The organism is Sandarakinorhabdus sp. (assembly GCF_041689835.1).
Lineage (GTDB): Bacteria > Pseudomonadota > Alphaproteobacteria > Sphingomonadales > Sphingomonadaceae > Sandarakinorhabdus.
Genome location: NZ_JBDNFM010000113.1, coordinates 1 through 19,242, shown reverse-complemented (window position 1 = coordinate 19,242; position 19,242 = coordinate 1). Strand labels below are relative to the sequence as shown.

Genomic DNA, 19,242 nt, shown 5'->3' with positions numbered 1-19,242 from the left:
CCGGCAGGGGGATGGATCACTGCGGCTAACCCGGCGCTTTCGAACCGATTCCGCAGGCATGCCGTATTGATAACCAAAAGCGTTACGCTAGTCAAGCATAAATGTGCCTATTTGGTTATTTATTGACTGCCGCCACCACGTCGGCAGCAAAGCGCGGCATGTCGAACCCCTGCCCGCTCAGGTCGAATCCACGCCGGATCACGATGATGTTACTGCCCGGCACGATCACCGCAAACTGGCCGCGATTGCCGTTCATTGCGTAGGTGCCTGCCGGCAGTCCCGGCTGATTGCCCCAGCGCCAGAAACCAGCGCCATAGCCTGGCCCCGTTTCGGGCTGCGTCCCACCGGCGCGCTCGACAAAGGCCGGCCAGTTCGGCGGCAACAGCTGCGCTCCGCCGGCGCGGCCGCCGTTCTGATACAACAATGCCAGCCGCGCCATGTCGCGCGCGGTGGTCCATACTTGGCTCGACAGAATGAAATCGCCGCGCCAATCGGTTTCCGGCGTGGTGCGCGTCATGCCTGTGCGCCACAGCAATTCGGTGAATGGAAACGCCAGCGCATCTCGTCCCAGCCGGCGCGACAGGGCAAGGCCAGCCAGCATGATATCGTTGTTGCTGTAATTGAAATGGCTGCCCGGCGCATGTTCCAACGGCATCACAGCGGCGGTCTGCGCCACGGTCGACCCGCCAATATAGGCTTCATCGCTGCGGTTGCCCGGCCCCGCCGTCCACAGCCCGCTGTTCATTCGCAGCAACTGGTTCCAGGTGATGGCGGCACGCGGATCGCCGCCAAGGCCTGCAGCACCCTGCCATTGCGGCACTGGCGCTGGTGAGTTCACGTTCACGAACCCCATCTGCACCGCGCGCCCCACCAGCGTCGCGGCGATCGACTTGGCCACCGACCATGTGCGCTGCGGCGTGTGCATCGTCCAGCCGGAACGATAGTGTTCTGCAATGATCTTGCCGTCTTTCAGCACGATCACCGCCGTGGTGCGGTCGCTGCGATACCCCGCGCCGAACGCCGCCTGCACCACCGCGTTCACCACATTTTGCCGCTCCGCATCGGCCAGCGGCTGCACCGCGCTGGCATCACCGTGCGGCCACGGCAGCGCATCCACCTTGGCCAGATCAGGCCGGCGCTGCCCCGGCGCCAGACGCGGCACCTGGCGCGCGGCATCAGCCTTCGCCCCGATCGGCAATTGCGCGCAGCCCAGCAACGGCCGCCACACCGCAATCCTCGGCGGCAGCATTTCGGAAAATTTCACCGATACGGTTCGCGCGCTTTCATCAATCACCGCGTCCAAACCAGCGAGCATCGGTTGAATCTCCGGATACACCCCAGTCAGATCGTCCGCCGTGATCGCCTCCACGCTCTGCCCGGCGTTCCAGCGGCCCGAACACAGGAACGCCGCCTTGTACCCCGCCGCCAGCGCCAAGCGATGCGTACCCTTGGGCGGATCTTCCGCTGCCGCAACAGGAGCCGCCAGCAGCGCCAACGCAATCAAAGCCTGTTTCATGCCATCAACGCTCCCCACACGCCGGCCATCAACATCCCGGCGCGCATATCGCCCACAGTGGTGCCAGCCATCTTGTTCATCACATAAGACATGCACAGCCGCGCATCCATGTCGGCCACGACCAGCGATCCGCCGTAACCGCCCCAGAACACGGTGTTGGGGTTGGGCATCGGCCGCGTCGGCCCGGCCAAGCCATAGCCCATGCCATAGCGCACCGGCATGTTCAGCACTTGATCGTGGCCTTCGATCTGCAATTCCAGCGCCTTGCGCACCCCCGCCTCGCTCAGCAGACGTTTGCCGCCCCCATCTTTCGATAATGCAACACCGCCGTTGGCCATCAGAGTCTGCACCGCCGCGACCGATCGCGCATTGCCGTGCCCGTTAGCCGCCGGAATCTCTGCCGCGCGCCAACCGCGCGTGCGGGTTTCCAAGGGATTGATCGGCGGGTTGGTTGCCATGTTCTTGGCCAGCGCCGATTGCGGCCCATCGCTGATCGATGCGCCCTGCGGCGGCGGCACCAGATCCGCCACCCGGCCATCGTGCGCTGCATCCAGACCAATGTGGAAATCAGCACCCAGCGGCCCGGCAAGCTGCTCCGCAAACACCGTGCCCAGCGATTTTCCGGTGATGCGCCGCACCACTTCACCCACCAGAAAGCCTTGCGTGAGCGCGTGATAGCCCGGCGCCGTGCCCGGTTTCCAAAATGGCTCCTGCGCCGCCAGCCGGCTGCACGCCAGGTCCCAATCATACAGGTCGGCCGGCTGCATCGGCTCGGCAAAACCCGACAGCCCGGCAGCGTGGCTCATCAGCTGCGCCACGGTCACGTCGTGTTTGCCTGCCGCTGCAAACTCCGGCCAGTAATGCGCCACCTTCCGCTCAAATTGCAATTCGCCCTGATCCGCCAGCCACAACGCCGTCAGCGCCGTCATCGTCTTGGTGGTGGAATAGACGTTGACGATCGTGTCCTTTTCCCACGGCCGCGTCTGCGCCGCATCGGCCCAGCCGCCCCACAGGTCGATCACCGGCTCCCCATCAAGCGTCGCGGCGAAACTGGCACCAATGTCATCGCCGCGCTCCAGCGCTGCTGCAAACGCACAGCGCACAGCTTCGAACCTGGGATGCACAAAACCGTGAACGTCGTTCATGTCACCATCTCCTGCGGCAGCGGCGACGGGCCGATCAACCGCTCATAAAGTTTCAACGCATAACGATCGGTCATGCCAGCCACATAATCGCCGACGTGCCGCGCCCGCCCCGGCTCGCCGGCCGGGCAGGTGGCAGGCCATTCACCGGGCAGCCGGGCGGGATCGGCGTGCAAGGCCGCGAACAGGCCAGTCACCACTTCTTCCGACGGGTCCCGCAACCGGGCAACCGCCGGCGCACGGTACATGCGCTCGCGCAGGAAAGCCTTCAACGCCTGCACTTCAGCCTGCAGGCCATCCGACAGGCCGGCAATGGTGTGGCCGGCGCCGCGGATATCGTCGGCGCTGGCCGCATCGATCGCCGCCAACCGGGCGCGCGTGGTGACAAGCAGGTCTGTCACCATCCGCCCCATCTGTTCGCGCACCAGTTCCGGCACCAGCCGCCGCCGCGCCGAAATCCCGGGCCAGCGCTGCGTGACCGCGCCCCAGCACTCGGCAACAAACGGCACCGCCGCCACAACCTCGTCGATATCGAACAGGCCAGCACGGATGCCATCATCCAGATCGTGATTGTCATAGGCGATATCGTCGGCGATGGCGGCAATCTGCGCCTCCAGCCCGGCATGACTGGCCAGATCGAGCGGCCACGCCGCATCCACACCGGCCAGTGCCCAGCCGGGTTCAAAGATCGGCCCGTTGTGCTTGGCCAACCCTTCCAGCGTTTCCCATGTGAGGTTCAGCCCGTCAAAACCGGGGTGCCGGCATTCAAGCTGCGTCACGATGCGCAGGGCGTGGCCATTGTGATCAAATCCGCCACACTGTGCCATCACGCGTTCCAGCGCATCCTCGCCCGAATGCCCGAACGGCGGGTGGCCCAGATCATGCGCCAGCGCCAGCGCCTCGGTCAGATCCTCGTCCACGGCCAGCGCCCGCGCCAGGCTGCGAGCGATCTGCGCCACTTCCAGGCTGTGCGTAAGCCGCACGCGGAAATGATCGCCGTCGGGCGCGACAAACACCTGCGTTTTATAGCGCAACCGGCGGAACGCGCCCGAATGGATGATGCGGTCCCGGTCACGCGCAAACGGGCTGCGCGTCGCCGACGGCGCTTCCGGGTGCAGGCGCCCGCGTGACGCTTGCCAGTGGGCGGCGTAAGGCGCGAGGGTCAACGACCCACCCTCATTTCACAGCCCCGGCCGCCTTCAACGAAGCCACCCTGCCCGCGTCATAACCCAGCTCCGCCAAAATCGCGTCGGTATCCGCTGTTTTGGTCATGCGCGGCGCATCGCTTACCGTCGCCGAATAGCGCGGCGCCGGGGCCGGTTGCATCACGCCGTCCGCCTCAACGAACGTCCCGCGCGCGGCGTTGTGCGGGTGGAGCGGCGCTTCGCTCATCGAAAGCACCGGCGCAAAGCACACGTCGGTCATCTCCATATCCGCGCACCAATCATCGCGGCTGCGCGTCTTGAACAACGTCGTCAGCCGTTCCTTCAACGCCGGCCACTGCGCGGCATCCATGGGCGAGGCAAATGCCGGGTCATCCTTCAGCCCGGTTTTCTCCAACAGCAGCGCATAAAATTGCGGCTCCAGGCTGCCGATGCTAATCCACTTGCCGTCCGCACACTCATACGTGTCATACATGTGCGCCCCGGTATCGAGCAGGTTTACCCCGCGCTCGTCCTTCCAGATGCCGTTGGCGCGGAAACCCCAGATCATCGCCATCAACGCTGCCGCCCCGTCGGTCATCGCGCAATCGATCACCTGGCCCTGGCCGGTGGTCTTGGCGTGCAGCAGCGCCGCCACCATGCCGAACGCCAGCATCATGCCGCCGCCGCCAAAATCGCCCACCATGTTGATCGGCGGCGTCGGCTTTTCGCCAGCCCGGCCATAGCCGTGCAGAGCGCCCGCCAGCGCGATATAGTTGATGTCGTGCCCGGCGGCATTGGCATAGGGCCCATATTGCCCCCACCCTGTCATCCGGCCATAAACCAGCGCCGGATTGACCGCATGGCATTCCGCCGGACCCAGCCCCAACCGCTCCGTCACGCCCGGCCGAAACCCTTCAAACAGCGCATCAGCCGATTTCACCAGATCGAGCACCAGCGCCCTGCCCTCGGCGCTTTTGAGATCCACGCCGATCACCCGCCGCCCCCTGAGCAGCGGATCGCGCGCATCAATCCGCGCGCCGGGCCGATCCACCCGGATCACCTCCGCCCCGTGGTCGGCCAGCATCATCCCCGCAAACGGTCCCGGCCCGATGCCCGCCAATTCGATAATCCTGATCCCCTGCAGCGGCCCGGCCATGTTCGTCTCTCTCCAATCGGTTATGGTCCACTCGTGCCACGCACACCGGGAAGGTCAAGCTGTTGGCGATGGCAGGGGGGAAACACGGGGCTGACCTCGGTTCTGGCGATGCCCATCATCTTGCCGCCCGGCATCGCTGGACTTGCCCCGGCCGGCCATGCCTGACTGATCACGAGAAGGGCAGCCAATCCAGGGCTCCCCAAAGGGTTGGCAGCGGCGTTCGGCATGGCGAGCATCACCATCTGGCATAATCCCCAATGCGGCACGTCGCGCGGGGCGCTGGCGCTGCTCCATGAACGCGGCCATGCGGTGAACGTGGTTGAATATCTGAAAACCCCGCCCGATGCCGCCACGCTGGCCCGCGTTGCAGCGGCCGTGGGCGGGGCGAAGGCACTGCTGCGCACACGCGGCACTGATGCCGAGGCACGCGGCCTGCCCGATGCTGATGACGCGACGATCCTGGCCGCCATGCTGACCGATCCGATCCTGATCAACCGCCCGGTGGTGATCGGCCCGCGCGCCGCCGTGCTCGCCCGCCCGGCCGAACGCGCGCTGGACGCGGCATGAGCATCCGCCCCGCCCGCACGGAAGACGCAGCCGCGCTGGCCGCCATTTACGCCCCCGCCGTGCTCACCGGCACCGCCAGTTTCGAAATCGAGCCGCCATCAGCCACCGAAATGGCGCAGCGGTTGATGAAGGTGAAATCGCACGGTTGGCCGTGGTTGGTGCATGTGACGATGGGCACATTGGATGGCTATGCCTATGTTACCCAGTTCCGCGATCGTGCTGCTTACCGTTATTGCGCCGAAACCAGCGTGTATGTGGCGCCCGATGCCCAGCGCACCGGCATCGGCCACGCCCTGTTGATGGCGGTCAGCAGTGCAGCGCGCGTGGCAGGCTTCCGCCAGTTGATCGCGGTGATCGGCGGTTCCAGCAACGACGCGTCCATCGGGCTGCACGCCGCCTGCGGCTTTGAACAGGCCGGCCTGCTCAAACAGATCGGCGAAAAATTCGGCAAGCCGCTCGATATCGTGATAATGCAGCGCAGCCTGATCGGCTGAGGCGCTCAGGCCATCACCCACCGCGGCCCACGGCTACGGCGCAACTGACGGCCGATCGCGGCAAAGCCCAACCCCAGCAGCAGCCAGCTTGCCGGTTCGGGCACGTTGCTCGCCGATACCGATTGGCTGCCTAAACTGCCCGCAAACAGGCTGCCGATCTGGCTGCCCACCCCGCCAGACCAAGCCGGCGTGAAACTGGACCATCTGGGCTGGGCAAGGGCAAAACCGGGCTGTCCGGCAAGCCCACGCACATCGAACGACTGGTTGTTGGCCACCAGGTTGCGCAGCCCCTCGGTCAGCCGCACCGTGGGCGCCCCCCAGCGTGCTTCGGGCAGGTTGGTCAGCACGTTGTCGATGAAGATGCTATCGTTACATCGCGTGCAACTGACACCGTGGGTGTAGGTGATGGCGGCATAATTGCCGGCAAAGATCAGCCGCTCACCGCTGCCTGTGCGCGGATCGAATGACACAAAGGCCTGCATCCTGCCGATGGCGCTGTTGTTGAGGATGGCGACGTCGGATTGCAGCGGCCGGCCCGACAGGCTCCACAACTGGATGCAATCGGGGTGCGAACCGGGACCGGGCGTGAAGGCGGAACAGCTGTTCGACGAGACAATCACGCGCTGGCTGTCGACCACGTTGATGCCATCGGCAAAGCTGCCGGTGATGGCGTTGCGCGTCACCAGCACACTGCTCGATGATCGCACACTCAATCCACTGCCATGGCCGATAAATTGCGAATCGCGCACGGTCACCTGGTTGGATTTCACCACCAGCAGGCCGGATCCGCGATTGTCGTTGTTCCCCAGATACCGGCCCTGCGCCAGGCTGATGTTGCTGCTGAACTCTACCCGCACCGTGTGCCAAGCCGGAAGGTCGAGATCGCTGCGCCCATAGGTTCCGCCCGAAAAGGCCAGATTGTGCACGTTCGACAGCACCAATCCGCCTTGGAAGGTGGCCGCGCTGGCATCCACCTGCACGTTGCCGAAATCACGGTTGCGGATCACCAGCGGAGCGACATAACTGCCAGTGATGCGCAATGTATCGCCCGGTCGTAGCCCAGCCAGCACAGCGCGCTGGTTGCTGGTCGGGTTCAAAGTTATCACCTGCTGCGCTGCGGCCGCAGTGGCTAAGGCAAGCGCCAGCAATGCAATGCCGGCGGTCATCGTCGGGCGCAGTCGGATCGGCGTCATTCCTGTTTCTCCCTGGCTGTCCGCCGGGAGGCCCATGACAGGCCCTCCGGTTGGCAACGGTTCTGCCGCGCTGGCGAAAACCCTGTCCAAGCTGGTAACGGCTGCACCATATTGGAGCTTGCGTGCCGCGACTGTGCTCTTTCTCCATTTCGGATGTTGTCTCCTCCGGGCTTGCCGGCCCGGTCACAAGCCGCCATGGGCACCGGCATGGCGATGCAACTGCTGTTCCCCACCCCGCTCTGGCAGGCCCGGCTCGATGATGCCGGCCTGCTCACCGATCTGGCGCACAGCGTTCAGGCTTTGGCGCAGGATGATGCCGCCGGCCGCCGCTGGAGCCGCGACCACCGCTATCGCGGTTATACCAGCTATGCTTCGCTCAATGATCTGCCGGTACGCGATCCCGCCTTTGGCCAACTGGCGCGCTGGCTGGTGCGCCAGGCCAGCGCCTTTGCCGCCGGCGCACACATGGACATGGCCGGGCGGAAGCCAAAGCTCGACAGCCTGTGGGTCAACGTTCTCAAACCCGGCGGCGGCCACAGCGGCCACATCCACCCGCACAGCATCATTTCAGGCACGCTTTATATCGAGGTCCCCCCCGGCGCCGGCACCATCCGTTTCGAAGACCCGCGCCTGCCCATGCTGATGCACAGCCCCCCACGCACCGCCGACGCGCCAGCCGAGCAACGCAACTTCGTCCACATCGAACCGGCGGCAGGCGATCTGCTGCTCTGGGAAAGCTGGCTGCGCCACGAAGTCATGCCCAGCGCCGCCAAGGCCGACCGCGTCTCGATCAGCTTCAACTTTGCGTGAGGGGCAGTTTCATCGCTCGTTCGTCGGCCCGTGCTTGACGCAGGGCCCGGCTTTTTCCGCGCCCCAAGAACGCATTCGGCCCGTCGCTCCTGGGTGGGGTGGAGCGACGGGCCGGGCGGGCTTTCCCCGCCAAGTGGGCCGACCCCGGGCGGAGGCGGCCCAGAGCTGATTGCTATCAGAACTTGAAGCTGAGTTCGCCGCCAATCACCCGGCGCTGGCCGGGCGAAATGAACGACCCACCGAATTCGACCGCCGGGATCACTTCGTTCAGCCACAATTTATCGAGCAGATTATTGGCAAACACCGATACCTGCCAATTCTTGCCTTCGATGCCGGCGCGCAGATTGACGATGCCGAACGGATCGCGCCGGGTGACGTCATAACGTGCGTTGCCCACGAACGCCGGCAGCGCCAGCGCCGATATGGGGAGCAAGCCGCTGAACAGCGTCGGCTTTTCCTGATCCTGCACGCTGTGGAACCATGTTGGCCCGGTCAGGCGGTAATCGGCGCGGAAATTGGCCTTGAGCGCATCGCTGATCGGCAGGCTGACCTGCGTGCCGACATTCAGCGTATAGTCGGCGGTGTAGGGGCTCTTGTTGCCCAGCGTGTCGGGCCGGCTGCGGTTCGCCTTGATCTCGCTGCCGTTGAGATTGCCCGAACCAAAGATGGTCCAGCCATCGACAATCTTGGCGTTCAGGTTGAGCTCGGCGCCCCAGATCTCCACCTTGTCGATGTTCGACACCACGCGCAGCAGGCCAAAACCGCCGACGAAGAATTCGAAGAACTGCATGTCGCGGACCTGGGTGAAATAGCCGGCCAGATCATAGCTGATGCGGCCATCCAGCACATTGCCCTTGATGCCGGCTTCGAAGGCAGACGAGCGTTCCAGGCGATACTGGTCGTTGATCGTCACGCCGGCGCCGATGGTGCCGGGGCCGGTGAAATTGTTGCGGACGATGGCGGCGGAGCCCTGGTTGTTGAAACCACCGGCCTTGAAGCCCACGCCCCAGTTGGCGAACACATTGGTATCGTCATTCAGCTTGTACGCCAGCGTCACCTTGGGCTGCAGCTGCTTGAAGGTGCCCGCCACGGGCGCAATCGGGCCGCCCGCCTGGCCGGGGTTGATCGGCCCGCCGCTGATCGGATCGAGCACCAACGGCACCAGGTTTTCAGCGCGGCGGCGTTCGATGTCATAGCGCAAGGCGAGGCCCACGGTGAACTGCTCCACCGGCTTCCAATCGAGCGAGCCGAACGCGGCATAGACATCGGTGCGGAAGCGATCATTGAACAGCTGGCTGGTCGGGTTCGAGGAGCCAGGCGCGTTATACAGCGTGGGCGATACGCCGCGTCCCAGATCGGCACCAAGACTGATGCCGGTTTCGCGATCGATGTTGAGATAATAGAGGCCGACCGACCAGTCGATCGGGCCGCCCAATGTGGAGGCATAGCGGATTTCGCCCGAAATGTCCTTCTGGCTGCGGGTCTGCAGCTGAGTGCCATCGCAGGTGGTCGGGCTGTAGGCACCGAAGGTGGAGCCGTTGGCCGGGGCAAAGATGAACGGCACCGGGATCTGGCCGATGAAGGCGGGCGGCGCCAGCGGGTAGCCGGTGAGCGCAGCCGTGGTGGCAAAACAGCTATTGGACGCAGCCACGCTGGTTGGCGTTGCACCGGGGAAGGTGTAGCGCGCGAAATCGGCCGAGGTGCCGTCCGCCGTGAGCGACTGGTCAACATCGGAAAACAGCATCCAGGTCGACAATTTGCCGGTCCCGAAATCATGCTCCAGCCGGGCCGAGGCTTCCCAGGTGGTCTGCTCGTTGGTCGGGCGGATGTTACCGTAATAGCGGAACGGCCGGTCGTTGACATTTTCATAAAACGCCGGGTTCACAGCCGCAAAGTTCGGCAGATGGAAACTGGCATTGAAGTTGATCGATGCACCGGTAAGGCGGGCATGGCGGGCCTTCACATCCAGCGTGGTGGCATCGCTCAGCTTGGCGATGATACGGCCGTCGAGACCATAGTTTTCCTGATCGTCGACAACCTTGCTGTTGCTCAGAAATTCGTTGCGCCAGTATCCATCGGTAGTCTGATAATTGGCCGACAGCACAAAGCCGATGCGATCCGAAAGCGGCCCGGCGACATAGCCAAACGCCTGACCGGTGGCGAGTTCGCCATAGTTCGCGCGAAAGCCGCCTTCCAGCACGTCACCCGGTTTCACCGTGGTCATCACAATGGCGCCAGCGGCGGCATTGCGGCCATAGATGGCGCCCTGCGGCCCCTTGAGCACTTCAACTTGGCGCAGTGTGCCTTGCACCTGGTTCAGTTGGGCGGTGTTGGTTTTCAGGATGCCATCGACCACCAGCGCGACGCTGGATTCGGCGTCGCGGGCGCCGTTGAGGCCGCGGATGTTGATCTGGGTGTCACCGGCTTCGGCCGAACCCGAAACGATGGTGACGCCGGGCACAAGCTGCAAGATTTCCTGGCTGCGGAAGGTGCCGGTGGCAGCCAGCGTTTCGGCAGTGACCACCGAAACCGTGGCCGGCACGTCGATCAGGCGTTCGCTGTTGCGCCGCGCCGTCACCAGGATTTCGCCGGTGTCGTCTTCAGCGGATGCCTGCTGGGCCAGGGCCGGCATGCTGGCCAGCATCAGCCCGGAAACGCCGAGCAGCAATCGCGCGAACCGCGATGCAGTCGCGCCGGCAGCAGCCGGCAGCGGCCGGCCAACCGCCGGACCAATATTGGCAGCGGCCGGTAGCGCCGGCTCCACAAAGCCCTGCGCTTGGTTGCAAATCCGCGTCATATTTCCCCGCTCCCGCCCTGTCAGACTACAGTTTCGTGACAACTGAATACCCGCTATTGTATACAGAATCGCGCGGTGGCAAGCCAGCTTTCGTCCGCTTCGCAGCAAATCATCGGGCGGCGCGACCATTTTGCAACAGGGTGAACATGCCAGGTAACGCAACCAGTGCCAGCCGCGCCGCCGCCAGTGCTTCCGACCGGGCCTATACGGAAATCCGCGGCCTGATCCTGGCCGGCGATGCCAGCCCCGGCACCCCGCTGCGCGAGGAAGCGCTGGCCGATATCGTGGGCGTATCGCGGACGCCGATTCGCGAGGCGCTGCGCCGGCTGGAATCGGAACTTTATGCGTCACGCACCCCCGGCGGCCGGCTGGTGGTGGCCGAGTGGGACAGTGACGATGTCGCTGAAATGTTTGCCTTGCGCGCCATGCTGGAAGGCCATGCCGCCGCCCGCGCCGCTCGCCGGATGACGGCGGCGGGGCTGGCTGAACTCAAGCGTTGCAATGCCGCCATCGAAGCCGCCGTGGCCCAGCCGCAACCCGACATCGCGCGCTTCCTCACCGAAAATCGCCGCTTTCACGACCTAATCCTGAGCGCGTCATCCTCGGCGCGGCTGGCCGCCATGCTGGCCGGTCTCGTGGAACAACCGATCGTGCGCCGCACTGCCGCCCGCTATGACCGCGCCGATCTGGCACGATCAGCGCATGAGCACGACCAGATGATCCAGGCCTTTACGGCGCGCGATGAGGATTGGGCGCGGGCAGTGATGACCGCCCACATCCGCCGTGCCCTGCACGCCTTTCAGAACGCAAGCCCTTCGAAATAGGTAATTATTTCCATCATGCCGCGCAGTTCGGCGGTCTTGGCGGCCAGATCAAACAGATTGGCGTCGTGAACGGATTGAAGTCGGTCGCCCACACCCTCGCGCACAATCACCGGCACGAAACCATGGCAGATCGCATCCACCGCCGAAGCCCGTACACACCCCGAGGTGGAAAGTCCGCAGATCACCAGCGTGTCGATGCCTGCGCGCTTCAGTTGCACCGCCAGATCGGTGCCGAAAAACGCCGACGGAAATTGCTTGGTGATCACCGTCTCGCCCGGTGCCGGCTCCAGCGGCGGCTCGAAGTCACCCAGCGCGCTGCCGGTCTCGAACACCTTGAGCGCCGCGATCTTGCGGAAGAACATGCCGCCATCGCCGCCGCCAGGCTCATACTCCACCCGCGTGTGAAACACCGGCACGCGATTGGCCCGGGCGGCGGCCATCACGCGCGCTGCGGCATCACGGGCGGCCTCCACGCCGGCATAAAGCGGCGAATCCAAAACAAAATAAGCCCGCGCAAAATCGATCATCAAAAGCGCCGGGCGGTGCCCCAGCACCAAGCCCTGGCCAAAGCCCGCCGCAGCATAATCAGCATCCGGATTGGCGTGAACCACGATTTCTCCCGTCCACGCCGACTATACAGGCGCATCCCGTCTTTGTATACAAAACGGTATGGCTCTCACCACCACACAAACCACCGATCCGGTGACAATCGTCGAGGTTTCGCCCCGCGACGGCCTGCAAAATGAAGCTTTGCTGGTCTCCAGTGACGACAAGTTGGCATTGGTTGGCCGCATGGTGGCGGCGGGTGCCGGCCGTATCGAAGTTGTGTCGTTCGTGAATCCGCGCCGGGTACCCCAAATGGGCGACGCCGAAGCCGTGGCCGCCGGCCTGCCAGAAGCGCCCGGCGTCCGCTTCATCGGCCTGTGCCTGAACGAACGCGGCGTCGCCCGCGCCATCGCCACGCAGGCCAATCCGCGCCCACTGGATGAAGCCGGCTGCGTGCTGGTCGCCAGCGACACGTTCGGCGTCGCCAACCAGGGCCAGACTATCGCCGATGGCATCACTGCCAACACCGCCATGCTGAAAATGGCACGCGAGGCGGGCCTGTTCGCGCAGGTCACGATCAGCGCTGCATTCGGCTGCCCCTACGAAGGTCCGGTGCCGGCAGACCGCATAGTCGAATTGGCCAAGCGCATGGCCGATGCCGGCGCGCAGGAAATCGCGCTGGCCGATACCATCGGCGTCGGCGTGCCAAATCAGGTAGGCGACCTCACCGCCCGCGTGATCGAAGCCATCGCCCCGATCCCAATTCGCCTACACCTGCACGATACGCGCGGCTTGGCCCCGGCCAACGCCTGGGCGGGGTATCAGGCTGGGTGTCGCACCTTTGATTCGGCGCTCGGCGGGCTGGGCGGCTGCCCATTTGCGCCGGGTGCTGCCGGCAATGTCGGCACCGAGGAACTGCTTTATTTGTTTGGCCGGTCGGGCATCGCCACCGGCTATGATCTTGAAACCACGCTGGAAGCCAATCGCTGGTTTGCCGCCATCATGGGCCGCGAACTGCCCAGCCGGGCGGGCAAAGCTGGTGATTTCATCGCGCGGCCAATTCCAACCGGAGCAAAATCGTGAGCTATCGGCCACAAAGTTACAGATTGGGCGTCGACGTTGGTGGCACGTTCACCGATCTGATCGTTATCGACGAGGCCACCGGCCGCGCCGTGCGCGACAAGGTGCCTTCCACCCCGCACGATCCATCCGAAGCAGTGATCGCCGGCGCCCGCCAACTATGTGAAAAGGCGGGAATTTCAGCAGCCGATGTGTCGCTGTTCCTGCACGGCACCACCGTCGCCACCAACGCGGTGCTGGAACACAAGATCGCCCGCGTCGGCCTGATCGTCACCCAAGGCTATCGTCACATCTTGCAGATCGCCCGCAGCCTGGTGCCGGGCGGGCTGGCGGCCTGGATTGTCTGGCCCAAGCCAACCCCGATGGCGCCGCTGGAAGCCACGATCGAAGCGCCCGAACGCATGGGCGCCGATGGCCAAATCGTCCGTCCGCTCGACGAAGCGGCGCTGCGCAAGAACCTCAAGCGGCTGGCCGAGGAGAAAGTGGAAGCCATCACCGTCTGCCTGATCAACAGTTATATGAACGACGCGCACGAACGCCGCGTCGCTGAAATCTGCGCCGAAGAACTGCCCGGCATTCCGGTATCGCTGTCGGCCGATATCCTGCCGGAAATGCAGGAATATGAACGCGCTCTCACCACCGTCGCCAACAGCGCCGTGCGCCCGACGGTGTCGCGCTATGTCGGCAATCTTGAAGCTGCGCTCAAGGATTGGGGCACGCCAGCCAAGCTTTTGCTGCTACGTTCCGACGGCGGGCTGATGTCAGCCGAAAAGAGCCGCGCGGCGCCGGTCAATCTGCTGATGTCTGGCCCGGCCGGCGGTGTGGCAGGCGCGGTGTGGATCGCGAAAAACGCGCTGCTCCCCAACGTGCTCACACTCGACATGGGCGGCACGTCCACCGATGTCGCGCTGATCGAGGATTACCAGGCCCGCCTGCGCCGTGAAACGAGCGTGGGCCACCTCACCGTGCGCGCTTCGTCGCTGGACGTGAAAACGGTGGGGGCCGGCGGCGGCTCCATCGCCGCCGTGCCCGAACTCACCAAGGCGCTGCGCGTCGGCCCGCAATCAGCTGGCGCCGTGCCTGGCCCGGCCGCCTATGGCCGCGGCGGTGAACTGCCCACCGTAACCGATGCCAACGTGGTGCTCGGCTATCTGCCGGAAAACCTGCTCGGCGGCACCTTCAAGCTCGACCGCGAAGCGTCGAAGCGCGCCGTGCAGACGGTGGCGGACGCGCTTGGCTTGCCGCTGTTCGAAGCGGCTGCCGGCATCGTCGCTATCGTCAACGAAACCATGTTTGGCGCGCTGCGTCTGGTCAGCGTGCAGCAGGGTTATGATCCGCGTGATTTCGCATTGATGGCCTTTGGCGGTGCCGGCCCGCTGCACGGCAACGCCATGGGCATGCTGATGGGCAGTTGGCCGGTGGTCATCCCGCCGTCACCCGGCGTGTTGTGTGCCTATGGCGATGCCACCACCCGCCTGCGCGTCGATGCCCAACGCAGCTTCAACAAGCTCATCACCCACACCAGCGACATTGAAGTGGATGCGGTGATCGAGGAACTGATCACCCGGACCAGCGCCGAACTCGCGGCCGAAGGCGTGGCCGCCAGTGATATCGAAATCCGCACCGAAATCGACGTCCGCTATGCCGGCCAGGCCTTTGAAGTGCCGCTGTTCTCGCCCCCCGGTTCAACAATCGCCAGCCTCGCCGAGCGTTTCGATGCCGAGCACAAGCGATTGTTTACCTTCAACCTTTCGGTGCCGCAGGAACTGGTCAACATCCGCGTTGTTGCGCTGGGCAAGGCCGCCAATGTGTCGGCCGAACGCCTCACGCGCGGCAACGGCAACCCTGCCGCAGCGCGCGTTCGCGAGCATGAAGTGTGGATGGAGGGCCAAGTCCGAGCCGCCGTCATCTATGACCGATCGAAATTGCGTGCCGGTGATGTGGTGCCAGGCCCAGCCGTGATCACCGAGATGGATTCGACGACACTCGTCCACAATGGCCACATCGCCGTCGTGGACGAATTTGCCAACCTCCTCATCACACCGGAGGCCTGAAACATGCCCGCCCGCATCATCGAGACCAATCCGCGCCCGTTTGCGGCCAAAACCATCGATCCGGTCACGCTCGACATCATCGAGAATGCGCTGCGCAACGCCCGCATCGAGATGGATGCCACGCTGGTGCGCACTGCGATGTCGCCCGGCATCCGCGAACAGGGCGATGCCTTCCCGATGATCGCCAACCCGGCGGGCAAGATGATCGTCGGCCAGTTCGGCAGCTTCATCGATGGCTTCCTGCACGGCTGGGACGGCAGCATCGAGGAAGGCGACATGATTTTCTTGTCCGATCCTTATAGCTGTGAGGGCGCCATCAGCCATTCCAACGACTGGCTGGTGCTGCTGCCAGTGTATCGTTCGGGCCGATTGGTGGCGTGGACGGCGATGTTTGGTCACCAAAGCGACATCGGCGGCAAGGTCGCCGGTTCCATGCCGATCGACGCCCGCGCCATTTTCGAAGAAGGCGTGCGCATTCCGCCGGTGAAGATCTGGCGCAAGGGCGAGTATAACGAGGATCTGGTCAAGCTGGTGATGCACCAGACGCGCAAGCCGGATTGGTGCGCGGCTGATTTGAACGCGCTGATCGCATCATGCCGGGTGGCGGCGCGGCGCATCGATGAAATGTGCGGGCGCTTTGGCGAAGACGAGGTGGTCGCCGCGATGGATGCGCTGCTGGCCCGCAACCACCGCGCCATGAAGGCGCTGATCGCCCAATCGGTTTCCACCGACCAGGTGAGTTTCGAAGATTATGTTTGCGACGACGGTGTGGGCTATGGCCCCTACAAGATCCGCTGCACCATGCAGCGCGTTGGCGACAAGGTGGTGCTGGATTTCGACGGCACCGATCCGCAGTCGGATGCAGCAATCAATTTCTATCTGAATGAAAACATGTTCAAGATGTTCTTCGGCATCTACATGATCATGGTCTTCGATCCGCAGATCATGTTCAACGATGGCTTTTACGATCTGATCGAGGTGAAGATCCCCGAAGGTTCGCTGCTGAAGCCGCGCTATCCTGCCGCCCTTTCCGGCCGCACCCACGCGCTGGGCCGCATCTTCGATATCCTTGGCGGCCTGCTCGGCCAGCGCACGCCGGAATTCCTGTGCGCTGCTGGTTTTTCATCGTCTCCGCACCTGATGTATTCGGGGCGCGACCAGCGGCCGGGAAAAAACGGCGAATGGTTCCAGCTGTTCCAGATCGGTTTTGGCGGCATCCCCGGCAAGCCGTTCGGCGATGGCCCCGATGGCCACTCGCTGTGGCCGGGCTTCACCAACGTGCCCAACGAATTTCTGGAACGCTATTTCCCGCTGCGCATCGAGCGGTACGAAGCGCTGGCCGATACCGGCGGTGCTGGCCTCAATCGCGGCGGCAATGGCATCCTGATGTCGTACCGCTTCCTGTCGGCCGGCACGGTTTCAATCCATGATGACCGCTGGTTCACGTATCCGTGGGGTGTCAACGGCGGCGAACCCGGCAGCCGTGCACGCAAGATCCTCGAAAAGGCGGACGGCACGCAGAGCGTCGTCGCCAACAAGCTCGACAGCCTCGCTGTCGAGGCCGGCGACCAGTTGCACTTCATCACCTGGGGCGGCGGGGGCTGGGGCAACCCCCTGAGCCGTGATCCGGCGCTGGTCGGGCTGGAAATCCGCCAGGGACTGGTGAGCGCCGCCGGTGCCCGGGCCTATGGCGTGGTGGCCGACAGTGAGGGCCTGGTGGACGCTGCCGCCACGGCCGCATTGCGGGCCGAACTTGCTGCGGCGCGGCCGGCTGAGCCGGCGATCTTCAACTATGGCGGTACGATCGAGGAATTGCGCGCGGCCTGCGAAGCCGAAACCGGCCTGCCAGCGCCCAAACCGCCCGTGTGGCACCGCATGGCCATCGCGGCCGAATAAGGACGGCAGCGATGAGTGTGGAAAATACCGGGCCGCTCGCGGGCATCAAGGTCGTTGAGATGGGCCAGCTGATTGCCGGGCCATTTTGCGGCCAGCTGCTGGGCGATATGGGCGCCGACGTGATCAAGCTGGAGCCGCCCGGAGAAATCGGCAAAGGCGGGGGCGACCCGATGCGGGATTGGGGCCGCGGCGACTTTCCGTTGTGGTGGGAAGTGGTTGCCCGCAACAAACGCGCCGTGTCGTGCAATCTGCGGCTGCCGGAAGGCCAGGCGCTGGCGCGGGCCCTGATCGCCAAGGCCGATATCCTGATCGAGAATTTCCGCCCCGGCACGCTTGAAAAATGGGGCCTTTCACCTGAAACGCTGATGGCTGAGAATCCCGGCCTGATCATCGTGCGCGTGTCGGGCTATGGCCAATCCGGCCCCTATTCCAGCCGCGCCGGCTTTGGCGGCATCGGCGAGGCGATGGGCGGCTGGCGCGCCATCGTTGGCGATCCCGACCGGCCAGCCAGCCGCATGGGAGTTTCCATCGGGGACAGCTTGGCCGCTACCTATGGCGCTCTCGGCGCGCTGGCTGCGCTCAATCACCGCCATGCCACCGGCAAGGGCCAGGTGGTGGATTCGGCGCTGTATGAAGCGGTGCTGCAGGTGATGGAATCGCTGGTGCCGGAATATGCCGCGAGCGGATATGTGCGCGAACGTTCGGGCAGCGTGCTGCCGGGCATCGCGCCGTCCAACGTCTATCCGTGCAAGGACGGCGAATATCTGATCGGCGCCAATCAGGACACGGTGTTCGGCCGGCTATGCGGCGCGATGGGCCGCCCGGAACTGGCCGCGGACCCGCGCTATGTGAGCCATGTGGCGCGCGGCAAGCATCAGCAGGAACTGGACGATCTGATCGGCGCATGGACACGGGTGCTGACCATTGCCGAACTCGAAGACAAGATGGTGGAAGCCGGGGTGCCGGCGGGCAGGCTGTTCCGCCCGCAGGACATGCTGGACGATCCGCATTTTGCCGCGCGTAATGCCATTATCGCTGTGCCGCACCCGCGCTGGGGCGAAGTAAAGATGCAGAATGTCTTCCCGAAATTGTCGGTCACACCAGGCAGCGTGCGCAGCCGGGCGCCCGAACACATCGGGCAGGATAATGATGCGGTTTATGGCGAGTTGCTGGGGCTGGACGGCGCGGCACTGGCCGACTTGAAAGCCCGCAACATCATCTGACCAGTTGCGGCCACAGCGCTGCCAGCATCGCCAATCCCAGCACCGCCAGCACGGCAGCAGCGCCTGTGCGCACGGCCCCCAGCGACACGCGCTCCAGCAGTTTTTCGCCGAGCAGCACGGCCGGCACGTTGGCAATCATCATGCCCAGCGTGGTGCCGATGGTGACGGCTAGCACATCCTGAAACCGGGCGCCCAGCGCGATGGTGGCCACCTGTGTCTTGTCGCCGATTTCGACCACGAAAAAAGCGATTGTCGTGGATACAAAGGCCTGGGTGCCGCTGGCCACCGTCGGCATTTCGTCCATCTTGTCGGGCACCAGTGTCCACGCCGCCATGGCCAGAAAGCCGATGGCCACGGCCAATTGGAACCACGGCCCGGAAAGCCAGCCGGCCAGCGCCGCGCCGGCCCAGGCAGCGAGCGCGTGATTGGCCAATGTTGCCACCAGGATGCCGGCGATCACCGCGCCCGGCTGGCGAAACCGCGCCGCCAGCAGGATGGCCAGCAGCATGGTTTTGTCGCCGATTTCGGCCAGAGCCACCAGGCCGGTTGCGGTGGCTATGATGGCAAGGCTGCTGTCCATTGCGCCTGCATAGGCATGTGGTCGCGGCGCGCAAGCTGGCTCTTGCGCGTCGGTTACAAGGGGCAGACAATACGTAAATGTCCATTTTGCCCCTGCTGGTGGCCGCTTCTGCGGCCGCAGCCACAGCGCCCGCCCTTGTCGTTACCCCTTCCTCACCAAATTTCATTGCGCCTGCCACCATCGACAACAACCTGGAAATCACCGGCGATGCGGTGGAAG

At 64.5% G+C, this 19,242-nt stretch carries 16 protein-coding genes; 8 read left to right on the top strand and 8 right to left on the bottom strand.

The genetic code is table 11. The features are described from left to right. Nucleotides 1–115 precede the first annotated feature (115 nt). The 4 genes from ACESL8_RS05960 to ACESL8_RS05945 are packed head-to-tail and all read right to left on the bottom strand — an operon-like array spanning nt 116 to nt 4,959. Complete coding sequence (locus ACESL8_RS05960) at nt 116–1,516, bottom strand: serine hydrolase domain-containing protein (RefSeq protein ID WP_372916824.1); 1,401 nt, start codon at nt 1,514–1,516, stop codon at nt 116–118. Then, nucleotides 1,513–2,661, bottom strand: a complete 1,149-nt coding sequence (locus tag ACESL8_RS05955; protein ID WP_372916822.1) for a serine hydrolase domain-containing protein — start codon at nt 2,659–2,661, stop codon at nt 1,513–1,515. The genes ACESL8_RS05960 and ACESL8_RS05955 overlap by 4 nt, the downstream gene beginning before the upstream one ends. Beyond that, entirely contained in the window at nt 2,658–3,824 is a 1,167-nt protein-coding gene (locus tag ACESL8_RS05950) for a deoxyguanosinetriphosphate triphosphohydrolase (protein WP_372916820.1), read from the bottom strand. The genes ACESL8_RS05955 and ACESL8_RS05950 overlap by 4 nt, the downstream gene beginning before the upstream one ends. Nucleotides 3,825–3,834: 10 nt before the next feature. Further along, on the bottom strand, nt 3,835–4,959 hold the full coding sequence (locus tag ACESL8_RS05945) for a CaiB/BaiF CoA transferase family protein (RefSeq protein WP_372916817.1): 1,125 nt from the start codon (nt 4,957–4,959) through the stop codon (nt 3,835–3,837). A 225-nt stretch (nt 4,960–5,184) separates the two neighbouring features. On the opposite strand from ACESL8_RS05945, the gene ACESL8_RS05940 reads away from it, so the two are divergent. Both ACESL8_RS05940 and ACESL8_RS05935 read left to right on the top strand, forming a co-directional pair. Further along, a complete protein-coding gene (locus ACESL8_RS05940) occupies nt 5,185–5,526 on the top strand; it encodes an ArsC/Spx/MgsR family protein (RefSeq protein WP_372916815.1) in 342 nt (113 codons plus the stop codon). Beyond that, nucleotides 5,523–6,020: an N-acetyltransferase family protein gene (locus ACESL8_RS05935; protein WP_372916812.1), complete on the top strand. Its 498-nt coding sequence runs from the start codon at nt 5,523–5,525 to the stop codon at nt 6,018–6,020. Before ACESL8_RS05940 ends, ACESL8_RS05935 begins: the two co-directional genes overlap by 4 nt. A 5-nt stretch (nt 6,021–6,025) precedes the next feature. On the opposite strand, the gene ACESL8_RS05930 is transcribed toward ACESL8_RS05935, so the two are convergent. Then, on the bottom strand, nt 6,026–7,213 hold the full coding sequence (locus ACESL8_RS05930) for a right-handed parallel beta-helix repeat-containing protein (RefSeq protein ID WP_372916810.1): 1,188 nt from the start codon (nt 7,211–7,213) through the stop codon (nt 6,026–6,028). A 207-nt stretch (nt 7,214–7,420) separates the two neighbouring features. Between ACESL8_RS05930 and ACESL8_RS05925 the strand changes: the two genes are divergently transcribed. Continuing rightward, on the top strand, nt 7,421–8,023 hold the full coding sequence (locus ACESL8_RS05925; protein ID WP_372916843.1) for a TIGR02466 family protein: 603 nt from the start codon (nt 7,421–7,423) through the stop codon (nt 8,021–8,023). Nucleotides 8,024–8,198: 175 nt separating this feature from the next. On the opposite strand, the gene ACESL8_RS05920 is transcribed toward ACESL8_RS05925, so the two are convergent. Continuing rightward, nucleotides 8,199–10,820: a TonB-dependent receptor gene (locus ACESL8_RS05920; protein ID WP_372916808.1), complete on the bottom strand. Its 2,622-nt coding sequence runs from the start codon at nt 10,818–10,820 to the stop codon at nt 8,199–8,201. A 146-nt stretch (nt 10,821–10,966) separates the two neighbouring features. Here ACESL8_RS05920 and ACESL8_RS05915 point away from each other — a divergent pair, with 146 nt between their 5' ends. Then, nucleotides 10,967–11,644, top strand: coding sequence for a GntR family transcriptional regulator (locus ACESL8_RS05915; RefSeq protein WP_372916806.1), 678 nt, complete (start codon nt 10,967–10,969; stop codon nt 11,642–11,644). On the opposite strand, the gene ACESL8_RS05910 is transcribed toward ACESL8_RS05915, so the two are convergent. Further along, nucleotides 11,620–12,255, bottom strand: coding sequence for an isochorismatase family protein (locus ACESL8_RS05910; RefSeq protein WP_372916804.1), 636 nt, complete (start codon nt 12,253–12,255; stop codon nt 11,620–11,622). The genes ACESL8_RS05915 and ACESL8_RS05910 overlap by 25 nt on opposite strands. A 58-nt stretch (nt 12,256–12,313) precedes the next feature. Between ACESL8_RS05910 and ACESL8_RS05905 the strand changes: the two genes are divergently transcribed. From ACESL8_RS05905 to ACESL8_RS05890, 4 genes are read left to right on the top strand one after another with little or no spacing between them, the layout of a single operon-like run. Continuing rightward, entirely contained in the window at nt 12,314–13,273 is a 960-nt protein-coding gene (locus ACESL8_RS05905; RefSeq protein WP_372916802.1) for a hydroxymethylglutaryl-CoA lyase, read from the top strand. Further along, entirely contained in the window at nt 13,270–15,324 is a 2,055-nt protein-coding gene (locus ACESL8_RS05900; RefSeq protein ID WP_372916799.1) for a hydantoinase/oxoprolinase family protein, read from the top strand. The genes ACESL8_RS05905 and ACESL8_RS05900 overlap by 4 nt, the downstream gene beginning before the upstream one ends. Before the next feature lie 3 nt (nt 15,325–15,327). Beyond that, nucleotides 15,328–17,220: a hydantoinase B/oxoprolinase family protein gene (locus ACESL8_RS05895; RefSeq protein ID WP_372916797.1), complete on the top strand. Its 1,893-nt coding sequence runs from the start codon at nt 15,328–15,330 to the stop codon at nt 17,218–17,220. 11 nt (nt 17,221–17,231) lie between these two features. Continuing rightward, nucleotides 17,232–18,443, top strand: a complete 1,212-nt coding sequence (locus ACESL8_RS05890) for a CaiB/BaiF CoA transferase family protein (protein WP_372916795.1) — start codon at nt 17,232–17,234, stop codon at nt 18,441–18,443. Here ACESL8_RS05890 and ACESL8_RS05885 read toward each other — a convergent pair. After that, nucleotides 18,436–19,023 carry a TMEM165/GDT1 family protein gene (locus tag ACESL8_RS05885; protein WP_372916793.1) on the bottom strand — a complete coding sequence of 196 codons (588 nt, stop codon included), beginning with the start codon at nt 19,021–19,023 and terminating at the stop codon, nt 18,436–18,438. The two genes, ACESL8_RS05890 and ACESL8_RS05885, sit on opposite strands and share 8 nt — an antisense overlap. Between the last annotated feature and the right edge of the window lie 219 nt (nt 19,024–19,242).